This window comes from Polaromonas sp. (assembly GCF_036676035.1).
Classification (GTDB): domain Bacteria; phylum Pseudomonadota; class Gammaproteobacteria; order Burkholderiales; family Burkholderiaceae_C; genus Polaromonas.
Window position 1 is genome coordinate 18,970 of the sequence record NZ_JAKFDR010000029.1, and the last position, 26,428, is coordinate 45,397.

A 26,428-nucleotide genomic window follows, 5' to 3' on the forward strand; every position below is an offset into this window, starting at 1 on the left:
CAATAAGTAAGTCGGGAGAATAGCGAGAAATTGCCGCGGTGAATTGAGCAAACCTAAGCGATACCCGACTAAATAAGGTGGGCTTTAATCATCGACAGGACCGCCATGCGGAGAGCGTCCATCGCTTGACCGGCAGATTCCGGGCACGCGTTGCGGCCGACATGGCGCGGCCGCGTCTAGCCATGGTTATTTCCGCCAGCTCAAGCCGCGGTGCTCAGCGTGGTGACCGATGGGCCGCCATCCAGGCCATCCCCGCCCGCCGGAAGGAGCAAGGAGAACGTGACCAGGCCCGACTGCGCGTCACTGCCGAGCCGCACTTCACCGCCATGCATGTCGACGATGCGCCGCACCAGATACAGACCCAGTCCGGCGCCCGGCTGATGTTGTGCGGAACGACCGCGAAAATACTTCTGGAACAGGCGCGGAATTTCATCCTCGGGGATCGGTCCGCCGTGATTGCTGACAGACAGGCAGATCAAGCCATCGTCCCGCGTGGCGGCCTTCAGATGAATGGCTTGCCCGGCCGTGGAGTGGCGCTCGGCATTGTTCAGCAGATTACGCAATGCCACTTGCAGCAAGCCCTTGTCGCAAACGAACTGCGGCGGCAGCGAATGCAAAGCGGTCGTTATCCGTTCGCGCGGCCATTCCTGCAGTGCATCATCTATCAAGCTACGTGGATCGCATGGCGCCGGCCTGAATGCCGTCGCGCTGGCGTCCATGCGGTCAGCGGTCAGGTATTCATCGACCAGCGCCGCCATGCGGCGCGCCGCATCCCGCAGATTCTGGCAACGCGCCAGCGTTTTCTCACGCGCGGCATCCAGGTTTTTCGCGATTTGCTGCGCGGTGGTAGTGATGATGGCCAGCGGCGTCCTGAATTCATGCGACACCATGGCCACGAAGTCTTGCTGCTCTTCCTTGATCTGCCGCTCGACATCCAGCGCCTTGCGCAACTCCTGCTCGAGCTGCACGCGCTGCGTGATTTCCTGCTGCAAGGCGGCGGTGCGCCTGGTGACCTGATCTTCAAGACTGTCGTTGAGCTCACGCACCGCGCGCACCGTTTCGGCCTGCGCCATCGCCTTGTCGCGCCGCAGCTCGTCATAGCGCAGATTCAGACGCAAGCTCATCAGCGCCATATGCAGGAGCGCGCCAACCGCAGCGGCATGGCTCGTCCAGAAATTCATGGGCACAACGGCCATGTTGCGCAGAAAACTGACCATCACGCCCGCATAGAAAATACCGAACACCAGCAGGAAGAATCGCGCCGGCTTGTGTCCATGCATGATCAGCCATGGCGAAAGACTGATGAACACCACGACCAGAATCATCGCCAATAGCTGAACCGGAATCATGCCGGCGGCATAACGACCAGACAGCACCAAGCCAATGCCGGCCAGAGAAACCCCGCACGCACTTGTCAGCACCATCTTGCTGAATCGGGGCCACACTGCCGGCAAGTCCAGCTGCTGCAGCGAAAAATGGACGCCCACGGCCAGACCGCCGCAAATCGACATGCCCAGCAGCGGGTCCGAAACACCGGCCGGCATGTCGAACAACTGCTGGGGAATGGCAAAGGTCATCAACTCCGTCAGCGTATGCAGCGACACATACAGCAGATACCAGCCGCTCTGCGCCTCCCGCGTCATGCGCCAGAAGAAGGCGTGCAGCACGATCAGAAGCACGTAAAAACCGAAGTACAGGCCGTAGTAGAGATACTCCCGCCGCGAAGAATCATCGAACGCGGCGCGGGGCCAGACTTCCAGATCGGTGGACATCGCATTCTTGCTCTGCAGTCGAACCAGCCAGACCTCGCGTCCGATCGCTGCTATCCGTACCGGCAAGACGACACTACGCGCATCCACGGGCCAATTGGAGCGCCCCAGATTCTCGCCGGCGACCTGCTCTGACCAGCCACGCAGGCCATCCGGCCGATACAGGCGGACATCGTCCAGCAAGGCATTCGTGAAGCGCACCACCCATTCTTGCGGCGCGTCCGAATGCCGCTCCACTTCCAGCCGCAGCCAGATCGTGTCCGATGTATAGCCGGCACTGGCCGCACCCGGCAGCGCCTTCCATTGGTCCGAAGCCAGCGCCGCGTCGGCCGTCATGCGACCGCCGACGTCGCGCAACAGGCTCAGGTGGCCGCTACCTAGAAGTTGACGCGCGCCCGACTGCAAGGTCAACGCCGATTGCGCAAGCGCCGACAGCGGGAGCAGGACGGCGATCACAAACAGGACGAAGCTTAGACGTTTCATGGCGGCCGAGCGTAGCACGCTGCGCGCCGGGATTTTCGATCCTTGCGTGGCCGCTCAGAAACACTCGGATAAATTCTTGATGGCATCGGCTATCCTCACGCGATGCAGAACCTCATTTTGCTTGAAGACGAGATTGTCTTGCGGCAGGAACTTGCCGAATTTCTAACGGATATCGGCCATCAGGTCGACGCCGCCGCCAGCCTCGCCGATTTTCAGCAGATATACGACCCGGCCATCCATCGCATCGCAGTCATCGACTTGACGCTGCCCGACGGCGATGGCATGGCGCTGATACGACTGCTGCGCCAGCAAGGTCACCGGACTGGCATTGTCGTTCTGACAGCGCGCAGAGCCACGCCCGACAAGATTGCCGGGCTGGACGACGGCGCGGACTACTACCTGACCAAGACCGCGGACCTTGACGAACTCGCCGCCACGCTGACAGCGCTCAAACGTCGCCTCGGAGAACCCGAAGCCAGCGGTCACTGGGTCCTGGAACTGGGGCCGCGCCGCCTGCTGCCTCCGGGGTTTCGCGCGATCCCATTGTCCCAGCAGGACGTGACGGTGCTGCAGGTCTTGATGGCGGAGCCGGGGAAAATCATCAGCCGCCAGGATATTGTTCGCGCGCTGGGCGAGGATTTTATGATCTACGATCAGCGCCGGCTGGACACCCAGATGCGGCGCCTGCGTCGCAAGGCCGAGCAGGCGACCGGCGTGGCATTGCCTGTCAATACCGCGCGCAATGCCGGTTACCGCTTTTACGCCGAGGCAGAGATCCGGGACTGACGGGAGACGCCCTGCCACTTGCACCGGTTGAGGCGGGCGGGCCGAATTTTACGCCCGAGATTTCTCCCTTTAGCCCTTTCCAATAGGGCGTCAATAGCTATTGAATTAATAGCAAATTTGAGATTACTCACGCCAAAAACACAAGCCCCAGCCCGATCGCCGCCGGGATCGCCTGGATGAACAGGATCTTCCGGCTGGCGGTCGCCGCGCCGTACACACCGGCGATCAGCACGCAGCCCAGGAAGAAGACCTTCACGCCCAAACCTGCCACCCCCAGGCTCAGGCCCCAGAACAGGCCGGCGGCGAGAAAGCCGTTGTACAGCCCCTGGTTGGCCGCCAGCACCTTGGAGGCCGTGGCCGCTTCCCGGGTTTGGCCAAAGGCCCGCAGCCCGGCCGGCTTGTCCCACAGAAACATCTCCAGCACGAGAATGTAGACATGCACCAGCGCGATCAGACCAATGACGATGTTTGCAAGCATGAACACGGCAGAGCCCCTTGAGTAATTGATGGATCCGGCATCGTATTGAACATCCACTACAAATTCAATAGCTGGTGACGCATACCGGACAAGGGCTACAGGCAAAAACGACTCACCGATCCCGGGCAGGGCCCAGCAGATTCACGTCACGCGCACGAGCGTCCGCGCTTTGGGGGCCCTTATGCGCCAAGTCAACTGCGCTCGCCTCGATGGCACTTGCGTCCCGACCGCTACCAAGTCAAACAATTCGACAATGTCTGCATTCCTCATCCGGATGCAGCCATGCGATGCAGGGATTCCCATGGGCGAGCCGTCGGGGCATCCGTGGATGTAGATGTACCTGCGCAGCGTATCAACTGAGCCGCAGCGGTTTCGCCCTGGCTCGCAGCCGGACAGCCACAGGATGCGGGTCAGTATCCAGTCTCTTTGCGGATATTCCTGAGCCAGCTCTGGGGAAAATACCTCCCCGGTCGGTCTACGGCCCACGAAAACCGTTCCGACCGGACAACGCGAGCCGATCCTGGCCCGGATGACATGCGCGCCCCGGGGGGTGCAAGCGCTGCCTTTCTGTTCTTCAACGCCGTTCCTGGCTGTCGATATCAAGTAGTCCCGTACGAGTTCACCTTGGCAATACAGGTGGAGCCGCTGTTGATCAATGCTGACAACGATCTGGGTGTCCATTCGGATTTGGGACTTCCAAGGCCTGATATGCCTGATATTCAAGTCACACCGCGAAGCGGCGTCGGCTTGAATGCACGGTCATGTTTCATTGACCAGCCCCCGCTCAAGCGCTTGAGCCTGGTTCGCAAAAATGGCCATCGCGGTCGCCATGCGTTTAAAGCCGAGCTTGCGATAAAAGGGCTCCTTGCCTGGAACTGCGTACAAGATGATCTTCTTGTGATCTTTTGAGAGGTCAACGAGCCTGGAGACAATGTCCTTGCCGATGCCGGAGCCTTGATGGTCCGGATGAACGGCGACATCACAAATATAGGAGCAATCAAGGCCATCGGCCAGTGCGCGACCGGCCCCGATCAATCGTCCAGCATCGTAAACAAAGCACCTGAACATGCTGTTTGAAAATACGACCTCCAGATCGGAAGACTTCTTGTGCCCAAGAGGGGCAGCCAGGTAAAGGCGGGAGAGCTCTTCCCACTCAATGCGTTCCAACGAATAACTCCACTCGAGCGCCAAGGTGACCTCCTTAAAAGACTTAGCGTAATGTATGCCGCAGTCCCTGCGCTGAGGAAGCTCGCTTGTCGCTGGGGTGGCGTCATTTGCTGCTGACGGGTGTCTCGATTGACTTCGTTTCAGATGCGGCCTCCCAGCGGGCGCGAAGATTGCCAATGAAGCCTGCGCGATCCTTGCGCATTGCGCTAACGGCGGCGGCCGGGGCCGAGGTCGCTTCGTAGTGAGATGCCCACAGGATCATTTCGACGAGCACAGGTGCGAGGTCAATGCCCTTCTCTGTGAGGCGGTAGATATGACGGCGACCATCGTCCCGGTCGCGAAGTTTGTCGATGATGCCCGCGCACTCAAGCCGCTCCAGTCGATCCGCAAGAATATTGGTTGCGATCTTCTCTTCTGCGCCCAGGAATTCGTTGAAGCGCGTCGCGCCGCTAAACAGCAGGTCGCGTACGACGAGCAAAGACCATGAGTCTCCCAGCATCTCAAGCGTAATGTTGATGGGGCAATTCGAGCGGCGAAGCGATTGTCTTTTCATCGCCGGGTCCAGCGCGCCGGGTTCAGGGCCGCGCGTTTTCAACGTGTAGTTTCAGTCTCTCAAAGACCTCCTGGATACTGGCGTCCAGTTTGCGACGCATCACCAGTTTGTCGAGCAGGAGACCAAGTACTCCGAATTTCAGCTTGTAGTTCATTTCTTGCTTGACCAAAGTGTTCCGTCCATCGGGGCGCAGTTCAGTTCGCCACTTCATGAACGCTACCGGCCACGAACTGGCGGCGACTTCGAGGCCGATGACGTGAGGGGGATCAAACGCCCAGACTTTCTCTTCAACCCAGTCTTTGGTTCTCATTTCACATCGACGCGCAGCGCCTATCCCCGTCGTCTTGTCAGTGAGGATGCGCACTGAGACGACCGAGGGGTTGTGCTGCTTGACGGCGAGCAAGTCAGACAGGGTTCGCCACACGGTCTCGACGTCCGCAGCAATGGATACCTCATGTTTGAGTGTCATCATGATTTTCCCCCGAGGACGAATTGGCGAGCTTCACGCGCGAGGCTGGTCCAAAGGTCGCGATGACTGCCGAGTGCAACCCACTCCTTCATCAGTTTTCCGTGACCGGGGTCGAAACTCTCAGCGCCTGCTTCTCGCATCAATACCGCAATGCGCGTCGTCGGAAGCTTGGCAACAAATTTACCCTTGACCACCATCGCAAAAACTTTGCCGTTGACTTTCAACGCTGTCGATCCAAACATTTTTCCTTGCGTCACCGACGCGTCTCCTGCAAATGCTGTCGCAATGTGAGCAAGTTGATCGGATGCTGCGTCAGCGCACTGGCTTGTTGCGGGCATTGAGGCCTCCAGATGGGAAGTGAGATGCCTGACAGGTTATCAGCGTTACTTGTATTTTGCAAGTGAACTTACCTGTTATGACGTGATACACCTGCGATCTCGCAATGAAGCCCCAGAATTGCTATCAATTTAATAGCTAATTACGCCCATATCTGCTGGACTAATGGCCAAAATAGCTGTTAGCCGGCAGTCCGTAGCGAAGGCGACGCCACCCATGCTGTCATTCTGAGCAAGGCGAAGAATCTTGCCAGCATACCGGGATCCTTCGCGGAGCCTGTCCTGAGCGCGGGCTAAGGGCTCAGGATGACAAAGTATGTCGCACCGCTTTCGGACTGCTGGGTAAAACAAGGCAAATCCATCACTCAGGTGCAATGCCCGCACCTTTAATGATCTTGCCCCATTTCACCGTCTCGGCCGCCTGGAACTTGCGCAGCTCCTCCTGACTGCTGGTGAAAATCTCCGTGCCGCTGGCCTGGTAGAAGGGCGCTGCCGAGCTGCTGCGGGCGGCTTTGACCAGCATGTCGCTCAGTTTGGCCGTCACATCGGCGGGGGTGCCGGCCGGCGCGTAGGCGGCAAACCAGTAGGTCATTTCATAGCCCGTCACGCCGGCCTCGGCGATGGTCGGCAGCTCGGGCGCCAGCGGCGAGCGCTGCCGGGTTGAGACCCCCAGCGCCTTGAGTTTGCCGGCCTTGACCTGCGGCAGGCCGGTGGCCATGTCGGTGATCATCATGTCGATCTGGCCGCCCAGCAGGTCGGTCACGGCGGGCGGGTTGCTCTTGTAGGGGATGTTCAGGATGTAAGTGCCCGTCATCTGCTTGAACAGCTCGCCCGCCACGCGGCTGGACGAGCTGCCGCTGCCAAAGGACAGCTGGCCCGGTTTTGCTTTGGCCAGCGCAATGAACTCGCTGACGTTGGTCACCGGCAGCGTGGGGTGGACGACCATGATCTGGCCGCCGCGGCCCAGTGCGGTCAGCGGCGTGAAGTCCTTGACCGGGTCGTAAGGCAGCTTTTTGAACAGGTGCTCATTGGCGGCCTGCGTGGTGTTGGTGGTGATGAAGACGGTGTAGCCGTCCGGCTTGGCCTTGGCCGCCGCCTGCGCGCCGATGAAACTGTTGGCGCCGGGCTTGTTGTCCACCACCACGCTGACTTTGCTGTCGTTGCTCACGGCCTGACCGATGGCGCGCGCCAGCTGGTCGGTGGCGCTGCCGGCGGCAAAGGGCACAACGAAGGTGATGGGTTTGTCGGGAAAGCCTTGCGCCTGCACGAGCCCGGGCGCCAAGACGCATAGGCTGGCCACGGCCAGCATCACAGGACGGATGCGGGTAGTCATTAAGGGGTTCATGTTGTCTCCTTCTAGTTAAAAATCAGTGGGGGCCGGCCCGGCCAGCAAGGCTGCCAGCGAAACGGGAACCTCAATGGGCAAATCCAGCAGCCAGAACGACAGCGCCTTGCCGTGGGTGTCCAGGTTGAGCGCGTCGTTGACGCCGCCATCGAGCACGTCGTCGAGCACAAAGTTCAGCGCAGCCAGCAAGGGCAGTTCAAAACGCTGCACGCGGCTGGGCCGGCGGTGCGCAAAGTGGCGCGCCACCACCGCTTCGGTCACTTGCGCCAACAGCACGGGGTAAAGGTCGGGGTGCCAGGCGATCACGCTGATATTGGAGCGGTCGCCTTTGTCGCCGGTGCGCCCGTGGGCGGCCCGGTACAGCGGGACAGTGAAGGTTGAAGTCACGGCGCTGCTCATGAAACCTCCAAGCTGTCCAGCATTTCAAAATACACAGGCACCGCTTCGCGCGGCACAAACCCCGACAGGGTGTTGAGCCGCGGTGTCAGGGCGGTACGCACACCGCCGCCGCCGGCCGGGCCGCAGCAGTACAGCGCCGTCACTTCGCTCAGCAGGCGTTCAGCCTGAGCCCGCTCTGCATGAGTAGCAGCCACGCGCAGGCGCACGTCCCGCGCAGCGCCGGCGGGTGTCGCCTCCAGCAGGCTGCCGGCATCGTCGCCCATGATGCTCAGCGCGCCTATCAAATCCACGCGCAGGCTCAAACCGGGTAGGCGTTGGCGCAGCACATCGGCCGCCAGGCGGGCGCGTGCCTCGGCCCGCGGGCCGGCATAGGAAATTTCACCCTCGGCCAGCCAGCCACCCTCATGGCAGACATTGACCTTCAGGCTGGCCGGCCGTGCGTGGCCGCGCACACCCGTCAAGGCCACGCGGTTCGGCGCCAGCAACTCAATCTGCGCGGCGCTGATGTCGGCCACCACGTCGGGCGTCAGGTAGGCGGCCGGGTCATGCACCTCGTACAGCAGTTGCTCCTTGACGCTGGCCAGGCTGACCAGCCCGCCGGTGTGCTGCGCCTTGCCGATGACGCAATCGCCGTTGCTGCTGATTTCTGCAATCGGGTAGCCCACGGCGTGCAGCTGTGGCACCTCCTTGTAGCCGGGGTCGGCAAAGTAGCCGCCGCAGACCTGCGCGCCGCATTCGAGCAAATGCCCGGCCATGGTGGCGCGCGCAATGCGGTCCCAATCGTCCGCACGCCAGCCGAAATGCGACATCGCCGGCCCGACGGTCAGCGACGGGTCGGCCACGCGCCCGGCCACCACCATCTGCGCGCCGGCGGCCAGCGCGGCGTCAATCGCTTCGGCGCCGATGTAGGCGTTGGCGCTGACCATCTGGATGTGGTCAATCGCCGCGCCCAGTTGCTCGCGCAGCAGCGGGCGATGCGGCGCGCCCGACAAATCATCACCGCCCACCACGGCAATGCGCGGCGCGGGCAGGCCCAGCTCCTGGGCCATGCGGCGAATATGCCGCGCCGCCGCCTGCGGGTTGGCCGCGCCAAAGTTGCCGACGATGCGGATGCCATGCTGCAGGCAGCGCGCCAGCACCGGTCGCAGCATGTCGTCCAGCAGCGGCTCGTAGCCGGCCTGCGGGTTGGCGCGGCGGCGCAGTTGCGCGAGCGCAAGCGTGCGCTCGGCCAGTGCTTCGAAGATCAGGAAGGCGCGCTGGCCGGCAGGGCCATGCTGGAGCCGGGCGATCAGCGTATCAACCACCGGCCCGGCGGCATCGGTCCGGTCGCCGGAAAAGCCGGCGGCGCAGCCGACCAGGAGCGCAGGGTGAGCCATGGTATTCATCGCTTGCTTGTCTCTTTGTCTATGGGCATGGGTCGCACTGTAGGTCGAGCAGCTTCATTTGTAAAATCGAAAATCCAGATCGATTCATCTGCATTGCAAATAAACCATTGAAGCCCCCCGATCTCTCCACGCGGCAACTGCGTGCCTTCCTGGCGCTGGCCGACCAGCGCAACTTCACGCGGGCGGCGCAAGCCTGCCATCTGTCGCAGCCCGCCTTCAGTGCATTGATCCGCACGCTCGAGGATGCGCTGGGCACCCGCCTGTTCGACCGCGACACGCGCAGCGTTCAACTCACGCCCGAAGGCCGGCTGTTCGAGGGCCCGGCGCGCCGCCTGCTGAGTGACATGGGCGGCGCGGTGGAAGACCTGGCCGCCCATGTCGAGCGGCGCAAGGGCCGCGTGCGCGTCGCCGCCCTGCCCTCGCTCGCGGCCGGCTGGCTGCCCGCCGTGTTCGCGGAATTCATGCAGCAGTGGCCGGGCATCACGGTCGACCTGAACGACGCGCTGTCAGACGCGTGCATCGCCCTCGTGCGCAGCGGCCAGGCCGACTTCGCGCTGGCCGCCTCGGGCGCGGATGGTGCGGCCGCGAGCGACCTGCGCAGCCGCAAGCTCTGCCGCGACTGCTTTCACCTGGTCTGCCGCGCCGACCATCCGCTGGCAAGCGAGCCGCGCCTCACGGCCAAGAAGATTGGGCCGTGGCCTTTCATCCAGATGGCCCGCAACAGCAGCGTGCGGCAAGCGCTCGACGTGGCGCTGTATCCGCTGCGGCTCAATGCGGTGTTCGAGGTGGAGCATCTGGCCACCGTGATGGGCTTGGTCGAGGCGGGGCTGGGCATCAGCGTGGTGCCGGCGCTTGCGCTGTTTCATTTCCGCCGCGAGACCCTGGTGACGCGGCCGCTAGCACTGCCGGCACTGACGCGCACGGTCTACCTGGTGCAACGGCGCGAAGGGAGCCTGTCGGTGGCGGCGCAGACCTTGCACGACCTGATCCTGGCGCGGCTAGGGACGTTGAAGCTCGACTGAGGCATCAACCCGCAGCGCCGACTCACGCCCGCGTTGCATATTCACCGGAATCAGCAGCAGCAATCCCACGGCAAACAGCACGGCCGTCGACAGGATGGCCGTGCGCTGGTTACCGCCCGTCATCCAGGTGATGGCGCCGTAGCTTAGCGGCCCGATGATGCTGGCCAGCCGTATCGCGAAGGTCCACAGGCCGTAAAACTCCGCCAGTTGCCTTTTGGGCGAGAACATGCCGGCCATGGCGCGACCGGCCGACTGGCTGGAGCCCATGCACAGGCCCGCGATCGCGGCGGCGTACCAGAAACCGCCCTTGGTCGTGGTGACGGCAGCGATCACGCAAGTGGCGATCCAGCCCACCAGCGTGATGGCCAGCGCAGGCTTGTGGCCGATGCGGTCCTGGAAATAGCCAAAGGCGAACGCGCCGCCGGCGGCCGCAAGGTTGAGCACGAAGATCAACACCATGGTTTCCTGCGGCTGGAAGCCGATCACCTGTTCGGCGTAAATGGCAGCCAGCGCGATGGCCACGGCCACGCCCCCCTGGTAAAACACGGCGCAGGCCAGCAGCCACATGAAGTCCTGGTAACGCCTGGCCTGATGAAAAGTCTGCTGCAACTGGGCAAGCGAAGCCCTCATGCCGCTCTGACGCAAGGCAGCCGGGTTGGGCTGGGCCCGTTCATTGAGCAGGCGGAACGTGACCAGCGATGCCAGGCCGTAAATCACCGCCGTGATCAGCATGGTGACGGGCACGAACTGGTCGGCCTGGATGCCCTGGCTTTGGGCCCAAATCACATAGCCCAGGCACAGCCCCAGCGCCAGCATGCCGCCGAAGTAACCAAAACTCCAGCCCCAGCCGCTGACCTTGCCCAGGGCCTCAGCCCTGGCCAGCTCCGGCAGGAAGGCGGCGGTGAGCGATTCGCCGTACGAAAAAAAAGTGTTCGACAGGATGATCAACAACATTGCGAACACTACGCTGCTAGGCCCTGCGAGCGCGAGCGCTGCGGTGGTCACCACACAACCCACTGTCGTCAGCATCAGCAGCCGTTTCTTGGCCGCGCGCAAGTCGGCATAGGCACCGATGCTCGGCATGGTGAGCATGACAATCGCGTAGGACACGCTGAGCGCCGCCGTCCAGGCAAAGGTGGCCCACTCGGCCTTCTGCGCAATGCCGCCCACGAAATAGGCGGCAAACACGGCCGTGATCACGACCGTGGTGTAGCCCGAGTTCGCAAAGTCGTACATGGCCCAGCCAAACACCTCGCGCTTGCGCACGCCGGGGTTGAGGGCATCCTGGGAAAAGAGGACCATGGTTCAGCTCCTGAAGTGGCGCTAAGCATAGCCTACGGGCATGTCAGTGCAGATGGCGCGATCGCCGGCCGCCGCCGAGCTCGGAGCCGTCGAAATGCCGCGCCATCAGGTTCACCACGTCCTTGCAACAGCAACGTGCGCCAGGTACTTGATGCAGCGCTGCATCCGCCGCAGACCAACACGCTGCTGGAGGTCGATCAGTTGACGATCGTCACGGGCATGGTCGAGGCAAGCCTGGGCACCAGCGTGGGGCCCGCGCTCACACTGTTTCACTTTGAACGCAAGAGTTTGGTGATCCGACCTTTGGCGATTGCGAATCTGACACGGAAGATCTATATGGTGCTCAGGCAGGAGGGCAGCTTGTCAGTTGCCGCACAGGCTTTGCATGATTTGATTGTTTTTCGGATGAAGGACTGATCTTTTCATTACCCTGTGACTGCTTGGCGACCGATCCAAAGACCTTGCCAAAGCCGCTATTAATTCAATAGCTACTTGCGCTCAAGTTATTGATGTTTTCGTAATTCATGACACCACACCGTTCAGGCTGAGCCTGTCGAAGCCCAACGACCAAGCTCAGGGCGAACGGTAGTCAGTTGACTGTCATGATTTATGGAAGTCTCAATAATTGGGCCACAGGCTAAAACAGCTCATAAATCCGGGCCAAAAAAAGTACTACCCAAGCACCCGATGGCGCTGCCTATCGCGCCCAGCGCAGCACCAGCGGATCGAGCCGCCGTGCGGTCTCGATCAGGCCCGCGCGGGTGTCCGGGTGCATCGCCGGCAGCGGATGGCGCGGGGCCTCGCAGGCGATCACGCCGCCTTCCTTCATCAGCGCCTTGGCGGCCAGCAGGCCAGCCTGACGGTTTTCGTAGTTGATCAGCGGCAGCCACTGCTGGTAGAGGGCAAAGGCCTTGTCGCGGTCGCCTTGAGCGTGCGCCTCGATGATGGGGCGGATGCCGTCGGGGTAGGCGCCGCCGGTCATGGAGCCGGTCGCGCCGGCATCGAGGTCGGGCATCAGGGTAATGGCTTCTTCGCCGTCCCACGGCCCTTCCACGGCATCGCCGCCCAGGCGGATCAACTCGCGCAGTTTGGACGCGGCACCGGCTGTCTCGATCTTGAAATAGGCAACGTGTTCGATCTCGCGGGCCATGCGGGCAAGAAAAGCGGCCGAGAGCACGGTGCCGCTGGCGGGTGCGTCCTGGATCATGATGGGGATGTCCACCGCATCCGACAGCCGCGCATAAAACTCGTGGATCTGCGGCTCGCTCACGCGGAAGGTGGCGCCGTGGTAGGGCGGCATGACCATCAGCATGGCCGCGCCCATGTCTTGTGCGCGGCGGCTGCGCTCGGCGCAGACCTTGGTGCTGAAGTGGGTGGTGGTGACGATCACGGGAACCCGGCCGGCCACGTGTTCGAGGAGGGTGCGGGTGAGGGTTTCGCGCTCCTCGTCCGAGAGTACGAACTGCTCGGAGAAGTTGGCCAGGATGCAGATGCCGTCGGAGCCGGCGTCAATCATGAAGTCGATGCAGCGCTTCTGGCTTTCCAGATCAAGCTCGCCCGCTTCGGTGAAGGTGGTGGGAGCGACGGGAAAGATGCCGCGGTAGCGCGGCTGGCGTGGTGTGGTCATGGTTGCTTGGGCAGTAAAACTTAAGGGGCTCAGGAATCAATGGGAGTGGCGCGGCACCTCGGAACCACGGCAGCCGACGAGGAAGTCGAAGTCGCAGCCCTCATCGGCCTGCAGCACGTGGTCGACATAGAGACGCTGGTAGCCACCGCGCCCGCCCGCCGTCGCGCTGCCATTCAAGACGGCCAGCCGCTCGGTCAGTTCGGTCTCGCTGATGTCCAGGTGCAAGCGGCCCTGTTCGCAGTCGAGTTCGATCCAGTCGCCATCGCGCACGGCCGCCAGCGGCCCGCCCGCAGCAGCCTCGGGCGCCACATGCAGCACCACGGTGCCGTAGGCCGTGCCACTCATGCGCGCGTCGGAGATGCGCACCATGTCCTTGACCCCCTGGCGCAGCAGCTTGGGCGGCAGGCCCATGTTGCCGACTTCGGCCATCCCGGGGTAGCCCTTGGGGCCACAGTTTTTCATGACCATCACGCAGCTGGCATCGATGTCGAGGTCTTCATCGACGATGCGCTCCTTGTAGTGTTCCAGGTTCTCGAACACGACCGCACGGCCGCGGTGCTTGAGCAGCTCTGGCGACGCCGCGGAGGGCTTGAGCACGGCGCCGCGCGGCGCCAGGTTGCCGCGCAGGATGCAGATGCCGCCGTCGGCGATCAGCGGGTTGTCGAGTGGGCGGATCACCTCGTCGTTGTACTGCGGGGCTTCACGCACGTTGTCCCACATCGAACGGCCATTGACAGTGAGTGCGTTGGGGTGTGGCAGCAGGCCGTTTTCGCCCAGACGGCGCAACACGGCGGGCAGGCCACCGGCGTAGTAGAACTCTTCCATCAAGAAGCGGCCGGAGGGCTGCAAGTCGACGATGGTGGGCGTGTTGCGGCCAATGCGGGTCCAGTCCTCCAGGTCCAGTTGGACGCCCATGCGGCCCGCAATGGCCTTGAGGTGAATCACCGCGTTGGTGGAGCCCCCAATGGCCGCGTTGACGCGGATCGCATTTTCGAAGGCCTCGCGGGTGAGGATTTTCGACAGCGTCAGGCCCTCGCGTGCCATCTCGACAGCCCGCGCACCCGACATCTGCGCCAGTACATAGCGACGCGCATCCACCGCGGGAATAGCCGCGTTGTGCGGCAGCGAGGTACCCAGTGCCTCGGCCATGCAGGCCATGGTGGAGGCCGTGCCCATGGTGTTGCAGGTGCCGGCCGAGCGCGACATGCCACCCTCGGCTGCCAGGAACTGGTGCAACTGGATTTCGCCCGCTTTCAGCGATTCGTGCAGCTGCCACACGGCCGTGCCCGAGCCGATATTTTTTCCTTCGAGCTTGCCGTTGAGCATGGGCCCCCCGGTCACCACGATGGCCGGGATGTCGCAGCTCGCCGCGCCCATCAGCAAGGCCGGTGTGGTCTTGTCGCAACCCGTGAGCAGCACCACGGCGTCGATGGGGTTGCCGCGAATCGCTTCTTCCACGTCCATGCTGGCGAGGTTGCGTGTGAGCATGGCGGTGGGGCGCAGGTTGGATTCGCCGTTGGAGAACACCGGGAACTCGACCGGAAAGCCGCCGGCCTCCGAAATGCCGCGTTTCACATGCTCGGCGATCTTGCGAAAGTGGGCGTTGCAGGGCGTGAGCTCCGACCAGGTGTTGCAGATGCCGACGATGGGGCGGCCATCGAACTCATGATCGGGGATGCCCTGGTTTTTCATCCAGCTGCGGTACATGAAGCCGTTTTTGTCGGCCGAGCCAAACCATTCGGTGGAGCGTAATTTTCGCGTGGTGTTTGTCATGGGTGAGGTCTGGTCAATAAAATTTCAGGAGGGTTTGGGTGTGCGGTTTGTCAACAGGCGCTGCAGCAGGCAAAAGGTAAACAACAGCACACCGACGACGATGCGCGTCCACCAGGAACTCAGGGAGCCGTCAAAGGCGATCAGCGTCTGGATGATCCCGAGCATCAGCACCCCGAACAGCGTGCCGGCCACATAGCCCACGCCGCCGGTGAGCAGCGTGCCGCCAATCACCACGGCGGCGATGGCGTCGAGTTCCAGCCCCGTGGCGTGCAAGCCGTAACCCGAGAGCATGTAGAAGGTGAAAATCACGCCGGCCAGCGCCGAGCAAAAGCCCGAGAGCGTATACACCCCCACCAGCGTGGCGCGCACCGGCAGGCCCATCAACAGCGCCGACTGTTCGCTGCCGCCAATGGCGTACACCGCGCGGCCAAAGGATGTGCAGTGCGCGATGAACACCGCCGCGAGCAGCACCCCCGTGGCAATCAGCGCGCTGATGGAAAGAGACGCGCCTTCCCACTGGGGAATACGCAGCTGCGACACTTCTGAATAAAACTCGTTGGTGATGCTGATGGAGTCAATGCTGATCAAATAGCACAGGCCGCGCGCGAGGAACATGCCCGCCAGCGTCACGATGAAGGGCTGCAGCCGGAAGCGTTCGATCAGAAAACCCATGAGCGCGCCAAAGGCCGTGCCCATGAGCAACACCAGCGGAATCACCACCGCCGGGCTCCAGCCATGGTGCTCCAGCAGCGACGCCGACACCATGGTGGTGAGCGCCACCACCGAACCGACTGACAGGTCAATGCCGCCCGACAGGATGACAAAGGTCATGCCCACGGCGGCGACGATCAGAAAGGCGTTGTCGATCAGCAGGTTGAGAAACACCTGCGCCGAGAAAAAACCGGTGTAGCGCACCGAGCCCATCGTTGCCATGGCCACGAAAAGCGAGATGGTTGCCGCCAGCGGCAGGTACTTGGGATTGAAGCGCAAACGCAGCGGCGCCGCGCCTTGCCCGCTTTGCACCCCGGCATCGAGTCGCTCCAACATCGTTTCACTCATGACCGCAGCTCCCGCGCTACCGGCCGCCGCACCCACATGCCCACGGTGGCCCGGAACTCGGGCGACTGCAGCAGCATCACGGCAAACACCACCACCGCCTTGACCACCAGGTTGATCTCGGGCGGCACGCCCAGCGAGTAGATCGCGTAGGTCAGGGTCTGGATGATCAAGGCGCCGATCACGCTGCCCACCAGGCTGAAGCGCCCACCCGTGAGTGCCGTGCCGCCCAGCGTCACGGCCAGGATGGCGTCGAGTTCGAGCAACTGGCCCGCGTTGTTGCCGTCGGCGCTTTTGACGTTGGAGCTGATCAGCAGGCCCGCAATGCCCGCGCACAAACCGCAAAAGGCATAGGCGGCAACGATCAGTCGTCGCGCCTGTATGCCGGCCACACGTGCCGCCGTCGGGTTGATGCCTACCGCCTGGATGAACAGCCCCAGGGCTGTGCGTGTCACGGCCAGGTACAGCACGGCGAACACCACGGCCACGATGAAAAGCGAGAAGGGCAGGCCGAGCAAGTAGCCGCCGCCCAGAAAGAAGAAGGGTGCGTAGTAGATGGTGATGATCTGTCCGCCGGTGATCAGCTGCGCGATGCCGCGGCCGGCCACCATGAGGATCAGCGTGGCGATGATCGGCTGCATGCCGACCTTGGCCACCAGCAGTCCATTCCACAGTCCGCACGCGAGCGCCATGCCCAGCGCCGCCAGAATCGCCAGCGGCATCGGGAAGCGGCTCACGCTTCCCGACACCGACCCGCCGATCATCCAGGCGACCAGCGCTGCCGCGATCGCCACCACGGCCCCCACAGAAATGTCGATGCCGCGCGTGGCGATCACCAGCGTCATGCCCAGCGACACCAGCACCAGCGGCGCCGCGCGGTTGAGGATGTCGATCAGGCTGCCATACAGATGGCCGTCGCGCCATTCGAGGTGCAGAAAACTCGCGTTGAACGCCGTGTTCACGGCCAGCAACAATGCCAGCGTCAGCAACGGCCAGGCGAGGCGATGCCGCAGCGCCGCCGTCAGGAAGGATGAAGAAGCGTCAGACATGTTCAGCGATCAGTTCATACACGGCGTCTTCACTGCTGCCCGCAGGCAGTTCGCCCACTTTTCGGCGGTCGCGCAGCACCACGATGCGGTGCGCCACGCGCACCACTTCGCTCATTTCGGAAGAGATGAAAACCACGGCCATGCCCGCCTGCGCCAGGCGCAGGATCTGCTCCATGATTTCCTGCTTGGCGGCCACGTCGATCCCGCGTGTGGGTTCGTCCAGGATCAGCAGGCGCGGCTCGGTCGCGAGCCAGCGCGCGATCATGGCCTTTTGCTGGTTGCCGCCCGACAGCAGACCGATGGGCGTGTCCACGCTCGCGGTCTTGATGCCCAGCGCCTGCACAAAGCGCTCGGCCAGCGCGGTCTGCTCGGCCCGCGACAAAAAGCGGCGAACGCCCATGCGGGCCTGCAGCGCGAGCGCGATGTTTTCCCGCACCGACAGCTCGGCTACGATGCCATCGGTCTTGCGCTCCTCCGGGCACAACGCCAGGCCGTGCCGGATGGCATCGGCGGGGTTGGAAAACGTCACCGTCTGGCCATCGATCCTGAGCACGCCGCGATCCGGCGCTTCAAGGCCAAACAGCAGCCGTGCCAGCTCTGTGCGCCCCGCACCGAGCAGCCCGGCCAGACCCACCACCTCGCCGGCACGCACGCGCAGGTCCACCGGCTGCAACTGGCCGCTCTGGCCCAGGCCCTCGGCTTGCAGCAGTGCCGGTGCTTCTTCATCAAACACAGGAGACACCGCCGCGCTTGCGGACTGCGCCGCCAGTTCCCGGCCCAGCATGGCGGCGATCAAGGCCTGGGGGCCCAACTCGCTGGCGGGCCACTCGCCCACCCAGCTGCCGTTGCGCAGCACCGTGATGCGGTCCGACACCGCATACACCTGGTTGAGAAAGTGGGTGACGAAAACGATGGCCAGGCCGTCGTCGCGCAGACGGCGCAACACCTCAAAGAGCTTTTGTACTTCGTCGTCGTCCAGGCTGGAAGTGGGCTCGTCGAGGATCAGCACTTTCGATTCGATGCTGATGGCGCGCGCTATCGCCACCAGCTGCTGCACGGCGACCGGATAACTGGCCAGCAAGCGCGTGACGTCAATGTCCAGACCCATGCGCGCCACCAGCGCGCGCGCGCGGCGGTTCACCGCGGTCCAGTCGATGCGGCATCCCTGCGCGATGCCGCAACGCGGGTAACGGCCCGCAAAGATGTTCTCCGCCACCGAGAGATTGGGGCAAAGATTCACCTCCTGGTAGACCGTGCTGATGCCCAGGCGTTGGGCGGCCAGGGGCGAGTCGGGCCGCACCGGCTTGCCGGCAAGCCGCATCTGCCCGCCGCTGGCTTCAAGCACGCCGGTGAGCACCTTGATCAGGGTGGACTTGCCCGCGCCGTTCTGCCCCATCAGCGCGTGTATTTCGCCCGGGTACAGGCGCAGTTGCACGTCACGCAGTGCCGGGATGCCGGCAAACTGTTTGTGGATGCCCGTGAGTTCGAGCACGGGCCGGGCACCGGTTTGACTCATGGAGCAAGCTCCGCGCTATGCGCTGCGGCATTCGCCTTCGGAGCGGCCGGGCGGCTCATAGAGCAACCTCCGCGCCATGCGCTGCGGTATTCGCCTTCGGAACGGCCGGGCGGCTCATGCCTTGTTTTTGTTGTAGACATCGACAAACACCGCGGCCAGCAACACCACGCCCTTGATGACCTGCTGGTAGTCGATGCCAACGCCCAGGATGGACATGCCGTTGTTCATCACCCCCATCACAAAGGCGCCTATCACCGCACCCATGACCTTGCCCACACCGCCCGAGGCCGAGGCCCCGCCGATGAAGCAGGCCGCGATCACGTCCAGCTCGAAACCCAGGCCAGCCTTGGGTGTGGCGGTGTTCAGGCGCGCGGCGAACACCAGGCCCGCCAACGCCGCCAGCACGCCCATGTTGACGAAGGTGTAGAAGGACAGGCGCTCGGTCTTGATGCCCGAGAGCTTGGCGGCCTTCTCGTTGCCGCCCAAGGCATAGACACGCCGGCCTATGGTGGTGCGGCTGGTGACGAAGTCGAACAGAAAAATGAGCAGCGCCATCACGATCAGCACGTTGGGCAGGCCCTTGTATGAAGCCAGCAGGTAGCTGAAGTAAATGAGCAGCGCGGCAAACACCGCCGTCTTGGCAAAGAAGAAGCCGGCGGGCTCGGCATCAATGCCGTGCTTGAGCTGGTTGGCCCGCGCGCGCAGGCCCGCCACCGCCAGCACCGCCGCCACCGCCACGCCCAGCAGCAAGGAGGTCAGGCGCAAGCCCTCGGTGCTCAACAGGTCCGGCATGAAGCCGGAGCTCAACTTCTGGAAGGACTCCGGGAACGGCCCCACCGACTGGCCCTGCAGCAGCGCCAGCGCCAGCCCCTTGAACACCAGCATGCCCGCCAGCGTGACGATGAAAGACGGGATGCGGAAGAAGGCGACGAAATAACCCTGCGCGGCGCCGATGAGTCCGCCCACCGCCAGGCACACCAGCGAGGCGGGCACGAAATGCCAGTCGTAATTCACCATCAGCACCGCCGCCAGCGCGCCGATGAAACCGCACACCGAGCCCACCGACAGGTCGATGTGCCCGGCCACAATCACCAGCAGCATGCCCAGCGCCATGATGATGATGTAGCTGTTTTGCAGCACGAGATTGGTGAGGTTGAGCGGCTGCATCAGCGTGCCCTCGGTCATGACCTGGAAGAAGGCCATGATCGCCACCAGCGTGATCAGCATGCCGTACTCGCGGAAGTTGTGCTTCAGGTAGTCGAGTGGCGACTTGTCATCGGGCGTTGGAACTTGCGCCGAGGCAGGGGCCACCGCGGAACCGGCTTCGCCGGGCTGCTGGTGGCGCCCCCTTGAGGGGGTGGCGCCGAAGGCGCTTCGGGGGGGAGTTTTCATCTCAGTTTACTTTCATGATCGCGCGCATGATCTTTTCCTGCGAGGCCTCGGCCGTCGGCATTTCGGCGACGAAGCGGCCTTCATTCATCACATAGATGCGGTCCGACATGCCCAGCAACTCGGGCATCTCCGAGGAAATGACGATCACGCATTTCCCCTCGGCTGCCAGCTGGGCGATGAGGGTGTAGATCTCGTACTTGGCCCCCACGTCGATGCCCCGCGTGGGCTCATCGAGGATGAGCACCTCGGGGCTGATGAAGAGCCATTTGCTCAGCACCACTTTTTGCTGGTTGCCGCCCGACAGGTTGACGGTCTTCTGGCCGACACCCGAGCAGCGGATGCGCAGTTTCTCCCGGTAACTCTGCGCCACCTGGTATTCGCGGCCATCGTCGATCACGGCCGCCGTTGAAACGCCTTCCAGGTTGGCCAGCGACATGTTGAACTGGATGTCTTCGTTCAGCACCAGCCCATTGCCCTTGCGGTCTTCGGTGACGTAGGCCAGGCCGTGGCGAACGGCCTTTTCCACCGTGCTCACGTCGATGGGCTGACCATGCAGCAACACCTGGCCACTGATGCGGCGGCCCCAGGAGCGGCCGAAAACGCTCATCGCCAGCTCGGTGCGCCCCGCGCCCATCAGCCCGGCAATGCCGACGATCTCGCCGCGCCGCACCTGCAGGTTGACGCCCTTGATGAACTGCCGCTCGGTATGCAGCGGGTGGTAGACGCTCCAGTCGCGCACTTCAAACACGGTGTCGCCAATCCGCGGCTGGCGCTTGGGGTAGCGGTCGGCCATCTCGCGGCCCACCATGCCGCGGATCACGCGGTCCTCGCTGATGGCCTGGTCGCGGCAATCCAGCGTCTCCACGGTGGAGCCGTCACGCAGGATGGTGATGGAGTCCGCCACGCGCGAAATCTCGTTGAGCTTGTGCGAAATCAGGATGCAGGTGATGCCATGGCCCTTAAGCTCCAGCAGCAAATCCAGCAGCGCCTGGCTGTCGTTCTCGTTGAGGCTGGCCGTGGGCTCGTCCAGGATCAGCAGCTTGACCTGCTTGGACAAGGCCTTGGCAATTTCCACCAGCTGCTGCTTGCCCACGCCGATGTCGGTGATCAGCGTGGCGGGTGACTCCTTGAGGCCCACTTTTTTCAGCAAGGCCTGGGTCTTGCTGTGCGCGGCCATCCAGTCGATCACGCCGTGCGTCGCTGTCTCGTTGCCCAGGAAGATGTTTTCCGCAATGGACAACAGCGGCACCAGCGCCAGCTCCTGGTGGATGATGATGATGCCCAGCTGTTCGCTGTCGTGGATGCCCTCGAATTGGCGTTCGTGTCCCTGGTAGACGATCTCGCCGCTGTAGGAGCCATGCGGGTAGACCCCTGATAGAACCTTCATCAAGGTCGATTTGCCGGCGCCGTTTTCACCGACGACAGCATGGATCTCGCCGGCGCGCACGCGCAGGTTGACCTTGTTCAGCGCAACCACCCCAGGGAAGGTCTTGCGGATGTCGTGCATCTCCAGGATCATTTCCAACGCCGGCCTTTTCAGTTAAAGCAGATTTGAACTTCGGATTGAGAACGGTCCCGCGCCTTGCAGCGCAGGACCGCTTGGCACATTGCCGCCTTACTTGACCTGCGATTCCTTGTAGTAACCGCTACCGATCAGGACCTTGTTCCAGTTCGAAGCATCCACCGCCACCGGCTTGAGCAGGTAGGACGGCACCACCTTCACGCCGTTGTTGTAGGTTTTGGTGTCGTTGATCTCGGGCTGCTTGCCAGAGAGCGTGGCGTCCACCATGTTGGCCGTGACCTTGGCCAGTTCGCGCGTGTCCTTGAAGACGGTCGAGTACTGCTCGCCCTTCAGGATGGACTTGACCGAGGGCACTTCCGCATCCTGGCCGCTCACCACCGGGCAGGGCTGCTGCGCCGCGCAATAGCCCACGCCCTTGAGCGAGGAAAGGATGCCGATGGACAGGCCGTCATACGGCGACAGCACCGCGTGGATCTTGTCCTTGCCGTAAAAGGCCGACAGCAGGTTGTCCATGCGGGCCTGGGCCACCGCGCCGTCCCAGCGCAGTGTGCCGACCTTGTCCATGCCCATCTGCTTGCTGCGCACCACCAGCTTGCCGCTGTCGATGTAGGGCTTGAGAACGCTCATCGCGCCGTCGTAGAAAAAGAAGGCGTTGTTGTCGTCGGGTGAGCCACCGAAGAGCTCGATATTGAACGGCCCCTTGCCTTGTTTCAAGCCAAGCTTGTCGACGATGGAGCCGGCCTGCAGCACGCCGACCTGGAAGTTGTCAAAGGTCGCGTAGTAATCCACGTTCTTCGAAGCCTTGATCAGGCGGTCGTAGGCGATGACCTTGATGCCCTTGTCGGCGGCATTTTGCAGCGCCTTGGACAGGGTGGTGCCGTCGATGGAGGCGATCACCAGCACTTTCACGCCCTTGGTGATCATGTTCTCGATCTGGGCCAGCTGGTTCGGAATATCGTCGTCGGCGTACTGCAGGTCGGTCTTGTAGCCGCGCTCCTTGAGCACCTTGACCATGTTGTCGCCATCGGCGATCCAGCGGGCCGAGGACTTGGTCGGCATCGAAATGCCGATGCTGCCTTTGTCTTGCGCCTGGGCCAGGCCGAACAGGGAGGCGATGCAGGTGGCCAGTGCGGCCTTGAGAAGAGTGCGTTTCATGTTTCTTGTCTCCAGTTTCAAATGGTGTCCGATCAATGCGGGGCCACCGCGGAACCGGCTTTGCCGGGCCGCTGGTGGCGCCCCCTCGAGGGGGAGGCGCCGAAGGCGCTTCGGGGGTGGGCTAATACTTGCGCTTGGGAAATTCCTTGGCGGCCACTTCCATCGGGAAGATGCCTTCCTCGGTCACGATGCGCTTTTGGACCGGTTTTCCGGCCTTGATGTCCTTCACGGCCGCCATCAACTGAGGCCCAAGCAAGGGGCTGCACTCCACCGAGACATTGAGCTTGCCGGCGATCATGGCCTCGAAGGCGCCCTTGACGGCATCGACCGAGATGATGGTGATGTCCTTGGCCGGCTTCAGGCCCGCTTCCTCGATGGCCTGGATCGCGCCGATGGCCATGTCGTCGTTGTGCGCGTACAGCACGTTGATCTTCTTGCCCTCGGCCTTGAGGAAGGCCTCCATCACTTCCTTGCCCTTGGCGCGGGTGAAGTCACCGGTCTGCGAGCGGATGATCTTGAATTTGGGGTCGGCCTTGATGATTTCCTCAAAGCCCTTTTTGCGGTCGATGGCCGGCGCGGAGCCCACCGTGCCTTGCAGTTCAACGATATTGACCGCGCCGCTGGTGCCTTTCATCTTCTCGACCAGCCAGCGGCCGGCCTTGCGGCCCTCCTCGACGAAATCGGAGCCCATGAAGGAGACATAGAGCGAGGTGTCCTTCACATTGACCGAGCGGTCAGTCAGGACCACCGGGATCTTGGCGGCCTTGGCCTCACGCAGCACGGTTTCCCAGCCCGACTCGACCACCGGCGAGAACGCAATCACGTCCACCTTTTGGGCGATGAAGGCGCGGATCGCCTTGATCTGGTTCTCCTGTTTCTGCTGCGCATCGGAAAACTTGAGTTCGATGCCGGCCTCCTTGGCGGACGACTTGATCGACTCTGTGTTGGCGGTACGCCATTCACTCTCGGCGCCCACTTGGCTAAAGCCCAGCACGATGGATTTCTGGGCCAGTGCCGAGGCCGGGAGCAAGCCGGCAAGGGGCGCGCAGGCGAGTGCGGCAGCGAGGGTACGACGGTTCAGTTTCATGTTGTCTCCTTGGTTGAAATGGAAAAAAGCAACTGTTGCGGGCTGGCGGCTCAGGCCAGCATGTAACCCGTCTTGACGGTGGTGTAAAACTCCGCGGCGTAGCGGCCCTGTTCGCGCGGGCCGTAGCTCGACCCCTTGCGCCCGCCAAACGGCACATGGAAGTCGACGCCTGCGGTGGGCAGATTCACCATGGTCATGCCCACCTCGGCATGGCGCTTGAAATGCATGGCGTGCTTGAGCGAGGTGGTGCAAATGCCCGCGCACAGGCCGAATGGCGTGTCATTGGCCAGGGCCAGCGCGTGCTCATAGTCATCGGCGCGCAATACACAGGCAATGGGCCCGAACACCTCTTCGCGCGCGATTCGGTGCTCCGGCCGGGCCAGAAAAAGCGCCGGGCTCATGTAGTGCCCGGGTGTCGGGCGCTCCAGCAATTCACCGCCCCAGACGTGCTCAGCCCCTTCGTTGCGCGCGATTTCGAGGTAGGCCTGATTCTGGTCAAGCTGGCTACGATCGGCCACCGGCCCCATTTCGGTGCCGCGCTCCAGCGCGTGGCCGACCTTGAGTGCCGCCAGGCGCTGCCGCAGCCGCGCAACGAAGGCATCGTGCATCGGTGCCTCAACGATCAGGCGGCTCGACGCGGTGCAGCGCTGACCGGTCGAGAAATAAGAGCCCTGCAACGCGCACTCGACCGCTTGCTCGAGATCGGCATCGGCCAGCACCACCAGGGGATTCTTGCCGCCCATTTCCAGTTGCACCTTGGCGCGGCGTGCGGCGGCGGACTGGAGAATGCGCTCGCCGGTCGCCACCGAGCCGGTGAAACTCAGCGCATTGACCAGCGGACTGTCCACGAAGGCCTGCCCCACTTCACGGCCGCTGCCCATGACCAGATTGAACACGCCCGCGGGCAGTGTGGAGCGGCTGATGATCTCGGCCAACGCCCAGCCGCAGGCGGGTACCGATTCAGCGGGCTTGAACACCACGGTGTTGCCATAGGCCAGCGCCGGCGCGATCTTCCAGGCGGGGATCGCGAACGGAAAATTCCATGGGGCGATCAAGCCCACCACGCCTACGGGTTCGCGTGTCACATCCACCTGCACGCCTGGCCTGACCGAGGCCATGGTTTCGCCCGGAATGCGCAACGCTTCCCCGGCAAAGAACTTGAATATCTGGCCAGCACGCGCGACTTCACCGACCGCTTCAGGCAGTGTCTTGCCCTCTTCACGCGCCAACAGCGCGCCAAGCTCGTCCTTGCGTGCCAGCAGTTCACTGCCGATCTGGTCGAGCACATCGGCGCGGCGCTGTGGCGCACTGTGGCTCCAGTGCGGTAGCGCTTCGGCCGCGGCCCGGATGGCGAGCTCGGCCTGGCTGCGGTCCGCCCGCGCATATTCCGCGACCACTTCCCTGGTGTCAGAGGGGTTCTCGCTGATGCCCGTGGTGACGCCGGTTTCCCAGCGGCCGTTGATGTAATGCCGGGCGTGTTGCTGTAGCTCGCCGAGTTTCAATGAATACCTCTTGTTCAGTTGGGTAGCCAGTCTATAAACAAAATTCGTATCGATCCAATCGTTTTTTTGACAAAATAGATATCAATACAGGCATTCTGGAAAACCCGATGAGCACTTACACCCACTGGTTCATACGCGCACGGCTCAAGACCCGGCAATTGCTGCTGCTGGTTGCCTTGGCTGAGGAGGGCAACATTCACCGGGCCGCCCAAGTGCTCAACATGACCCAGCCGGCGGCCTCCAAGCTGCTCAAGGATCTGGAGGACGTGCTGGAGGTGACGCTGTTCGAGCGCTTGCCAAGGGGCATGCGTCCGACCTGGTATGGCGAGACCATGATCCGCCATGCGCGGATGGCGCTCACCAGCCTGAACCAGGCGCACGACGAACTCACCGCGCTCAAGGCCGGCCACTTCGGGCAGGTTGGCATCGGCGCGATCACGTCGCCGGGGCTGGCCTTGTTGCCGCCAGCGGTGGCCATCGTCAAGCAGGAACATCCAAGTTTGCGCATCTCGCTCGACATCGAGACCAGCCCGGTGCTGCTGGAGCGGCTTGAACAGGGCAAGCTCGATATCCTCGTGGCGCGCCTGTTCGCCGAGCATGACAAGACGAATCTGCGCTATGAGCCGCTGACCGAGGAGCCGGTCTGCGCCGTGGCGCGGCCAGGCCACCCGCTGCTGGGCATGACCGGCCTGACCTTGCGCGACGTGGTTGCAGCCGGCTGGATTGTGCCGCCCACCGGCAGCGTGCTGCGCCACCGCTTCGAGCTGATGTTCCAGGAGGACGGGCTTGCGCCGCCGATCAACGTGATCGAGACGGCGGCGCTGCTGTTCATCACGCGCATGCTGCAGCAAAGCGACATGCTGGCCGTGCTCGCGGCCGACGTGGCGCGCTACTATGCGGCGCACGGCATCGTCTCGGTGCTGCCCTTGGCCATGCCTTGCCACATGGACGCCTTTGGCATCATCACGCGCACCGACCGGCTGCCCTCCCCGGCAGCCAAGGTCATGATGAAGGCGCTGAAGGCCGCCAGCCTGACCCTGTATGGGCGCAAGCTGGAAGATTAGCCCCCACGCTTGTCACTTCGTGTACTGCGCTGCCCCCCGAGGGGGCTGGCCTTGCTTGGGGCGGCCCGGCGCTGCGGCCGTCTAGCCCCCACGCTTGTCACTTCGTGTACTGCGCTGCCCCCCGAGGGGGCTGGCCTTGCTTGGGGCGGCCCGGCGCTGCGGCCGTCTAGCCCCCACGCTTGTCACTTCGTG

Annotated in this window: 25 protein-coding genes; 4 read left to right on the forward strand and 21 right to left on the reverse strand. The window is 63.1% G+C overall.

Annotation, left to right across the window (positions count from 1 at the left end; translation table 11 throughout):
• Positions 1-200: 200 nt before the first annotated feature.
• Positions 201-2,252 (reverse strand): sensor histidine kinase, encoded by a 2,052-nt coding sequence (locus V6M61_RS05395; RefSeq protein ID WP_332775544.1) that lies wholly within the window; start codon positions 2,250-2,252, stop codon positions 201-203.
• Positions 2,253-2,354: 102 nt separating this feature from the next.
• On the opposite strand from V6M61_RS05395, the gene V6M61_RS05400 reads away from it, so the two are divergent.
• Positions 2,355-3,038 (forward strand): response regulator transcription factor, encoded by a 684-nt coding sequence (locus V6M61_RS05400; protein WP_332775545.1) that lies wholly within the window; start codon positions 2,355-2,357, stop codon positions 3,036-3,038.
• A 127-nt stretch (positions 3,039-3,165) separates the two neighbouring features.
• Here the strand turns inward: V6M61_RS05400 and V6M61_RS05405 are convergent, their stop codons facing one another.
• The 9 genes from V6M61_RS05405 to V6M61_RS05445 form a co-directional block, all read right to left on the reverse strand.
• Positions 3,166-3,516: a DUF1304 domain-containing protein gene (locus tag V6M61_RS05405; RefSeq protein WP_442957731.1), complete on the reverse strand. Its 351-nt coding sequence runs from the start codon at positions 3,514-3,516 to the stop codon at positions 3,166-3,168.
• A gap of 141 nt (positions 3,517-3,657) precedes the next feature.
• A complete protein-coding gene (locus V6M61_RS05410) occupies positions 3,658-4,197 on the reverse strand; it encodes a L,D-transpeptidase (RefSeq protein ID WP_332775547.1) in 540 nt (179 codons plus the stop codon).
• A 78-nt stretch (positions 4,198-4,275) separates the two neighbouring features.
• Positions 4,276-4,707, reverse strand: a complete 432-nt coding sequence (locus V6M61_RS05415) for a GNAT family N-acetyltransferase (protein WP_332775548.1) — start codon at positions 4,705-4,707, stop codon at positions 4,276-4,278.
• A gap of 79 nt (positions 4,708-4,786) precedes the next feature.
• Positions 4,787-5,278, reverse strand: coding sequence for a winged helix-turn-helix transcriptional regulator (locus V6M61_RS05420; protein ID WP_332775549.1), 492 nt, complete (start codon positions 5,276-5,278; stop codon positions 4,787-4,789).
• Positions 5,259-5,708, reverse strand: a complete 450-nt coding sequence (locus V6M61_RS05425) for an SRPBCC family protein (RefSeq protein ID WP_332775550.1) — start codon at positions 5,706-5,708, stop codon at positions 5,259-5,261. The genes V6M61_RS05420 and V6M61_RS05425 overlap by 20 nt, the downstream gene beginning before the upstream one ends.
• Positions 5,705-6,043, reverse strand: a complete 339-nt coding sequence (locus tag V6M61_RS05430) for a hypothetical protein (protein WP_332775551.1) — start codon at positions 6,041-6,043, stop codon at positions 5,705-5,707. Before V6M61_RS05430 ends, V6M61_RS05425 begins: the two co-directional genes overlap by 4 nt.
• Before the next feature lie 358 nt (positions 6,044-6,401).
• Positions 6,402-7,349 (reverse strand): Bug family tripartite tricarboxylate transporter substrate binding protein, encoded by a 948-nt coding sequence (locus V6M61_RS05435; RefSeq protein ID WP_332775567.1) that lies wholly within the window; start codon positions 7,347-7,349, stop codon positions 6,402-6,404.
• Positions 7,350-7,400: 51 nt separating this feature from the next.
• On the reverse strand, positions 7,401-7,784 hold the full coding sequence (locus V6M61_RS05440) for an AtuA-related protein (RefSeq protein WP_332775552.1): 384 nt from the start codon (positions 7,782-7,784) through the stop codon (positions 7,401-7,403).
• Positions 7,781-9,169 carry an acyclic terpene utilization AtuA family protein gene (locus V6M61_RS05445; protein ID WP_332775553.1) on the reverse strand — a complete coding sequence of 463 codons (1,389 nt, stop codon included), beginning with the start codon at positions 9,167-9,169 and terminating at the stop codon, positions 7,781-7,783. Before V6M61_RS05445 ends, V6M61_RS05440 begins: the two co-directional genes overlap by 4 nt.
• Positions 9,170-9,276: 107 nt before the next feature.
• Here V6M61_RS05445 and V6M61_RS05450 point away from each other — a divergent pair, with 107 nt between their 5' ends.
• Positions 9,277-10,191, forward strand: a complete 915-nt coding sequence (locus V6M61_RS05450; protein ID WP_332775554.1) for a LysR family transcriptional regulator — start codon at positions 9,277-9,279, stop codon at positions 10,189-10,191.
• Here V6M61_RS05450 and V6M61_RS05455 read toward each other — a convergent pair.
• On the reverse strand, positions 10,168-11,493 hold the full coding sequence (locus V6M61_RS05455) for an MFS transporter (RefSeq protein ID WP_332775555.1): 1,326 nt from the start codon (positions 11,491-11,493) through the stop codon (positions 10,168-10,170). The genes V6M61_RS05450 and V6M61_RS05455 overlap by 24 nt on opposite strands.
• A gap of 135 nt (positions 11,494-11,628) precedes the next feature.
• On the opposite strand from V6M61_RS05455, the gene V6M61_RS05460 reads away from it, so the two are divergent.
• Positions 11,629-11,910 (forward strand): LysR substrate-binding domain-containing protein, encoded by a 282-nt coding sequence (locus V6M61_RS05460; RefSeq protein ID WP_332775556.1) that lies wholly within the window; start codon positions 11,629-11,631, stop codon positions 11,908-11,910.
• A 280-nt stretch (positions 11,911-12,190) separates the two neighbouring features.
• Here the strand turns inward: V6M61_RS05460 and V6M61_RS05465 are convergent, their stop codons facing one another.
• From V6M61_RS05465 to V6M61_RS05510, 10 genes are all read right to left on the reverse strand, one after another.
• Positions 12,191-13,120, reverse strand: a complete 930-nt coding sequence (locus tag V6M61_RS05465; protein ID WP_332775557.1) for a dihydrodipicolinate synthase family protein — start codon at positions 13,118-13,120, stop codon at positions 12,191-12,193.
• A gap of 36 nt (positions 13,121-13,156) precedes the next feature.
• Complete coding sequence (locus tag V6M61_RS05470; protein WP_332775558.1) at positions 13,157-14,893, reverse strand: IlvD/Edd family dehydratase; 1,737 nt, start codon at positions 14,891-14,893, stop codon at positions 13,157-13,159.
• A 24-nt stretch (positions 14,894-14,917) separates the two neighbouring features.
• Positions 14,918-15,940 (reverse strand): galactofuranose ABC transporter, permease protein YjfF, encoded by a 1,023-nt coding sequence (gene yjfF, locus V6M61_RS05475; protein ID WP_332775568.1) that lies wholly within the window; start codon positions 15,938-15,940, stop codon positions 14,918-14,920.
• 8 nt (positions 15,941-15,948) lie between these two features.
• Entirely contained in the window at positions 15,949-16,998 is a 1,050-nt protein-coding gene (locus V6M61_RS05480) for an ABC transporter permease (protein WP_332775559.1), read from the reverse strand.
• Positions 16,991-18,514: a sugar ABC transporter ATP-binding protein gene (locus V6M61_RS05485; protein ID WP_332775560.1), complete on the reverse strand. Its 1,524-nt coding sequence runs from the start codon at positions 18,512-18,514 to the stop codon at positions 16,991-16,993. The genes V6M61_RS05480 and V6M61_RS05485 overlap by 8 nt, the downstream gene beginning before the upstream one ends.
• Before the next feature lie 114 nt (positions 18,515-18,628).
• Positions 18,629-19,906, reverse strand: coding sequence for a multiple monosaccharide ABC transporter permease (gene mmsB / locus V6M61_RS05490; RefSeq protein ID WP_332775561.1), 1,278 nt, complete (start codon positions 19,904-19,906; stop codon positions 18,629-18,631).
• A gap of 1 nt (position 19,907) precedes the next feature.
• Entirely contained in the window at positions 19,908-21,425 is a 1,518-nt protein-coding gene (mmsA, locus tag V6M61_RS05495) for a multiple monosaccharide ABC transporter ATP-binding protein (RefSeq protein ID WP_332775569.1), read from the reverse strand.
• 96 nt (positions 21,426-21,521) lie between these two features.
• Entirely contained in the window at positions 21,522-22,583 is a 1,062-nt protein-coding gene (gene chvE / locus V6M61_RS05500) for a multiple monosaccharide ABC transporter substrate-binding protein (RefSeq protein ID WP_332775562.1), read from the reverse strand.
• Positions 22,584-22,704: 121 nt separating this feature from the next.
• Positions 22,705-23,670 carry an ABC transporter substrate-binding protein gene (locus V6M61_RS05505; RefSeq protein ID WP_332775563.1) on the reverse strand — a complete coding sequence of 322 codons (966 nt, stop codon included), beginning with the start codon at positions 23,668-23,670 and terminating at the stop codon, positions 22,705-22,707.
• 50 nt (positions 23,671-23,720) lie between these two features.
• Positions 23,721-25,172 carry an aldehyde dehydrogenase family protein gene (locus V6M61_RS05510; RefSeq protein WP_332775564.1) on the reverse strand — a complete coding sequence of 484 codons (1,452 nt, stop codon included), beginning with the start codon at positions 25,170-25,172 and terminating at the stop codon, positions 23,721-23,723.
• Positions 25,173-25,279: 107 nt separating this feature from the next.
• Between V6M61_RS05510 and V6M61_RS05515 the strand changes: the two genes are divergently transcribed.
• The gene (locus tag V6M61_RS05515) at positions 25,280-26,236 is read left to right on the forward strand and encodes a LysR family transcriptional regulator (protein ID WP_332775565.1); all 957 of its coding nucleotides are present in this window, start codon (positions 25,280-25,282) and stop codon (positions 26,234-26,236) included.
• The last annotated feature ends 192 nt before the right edge of the window (positions 26,237-26,428 follow it).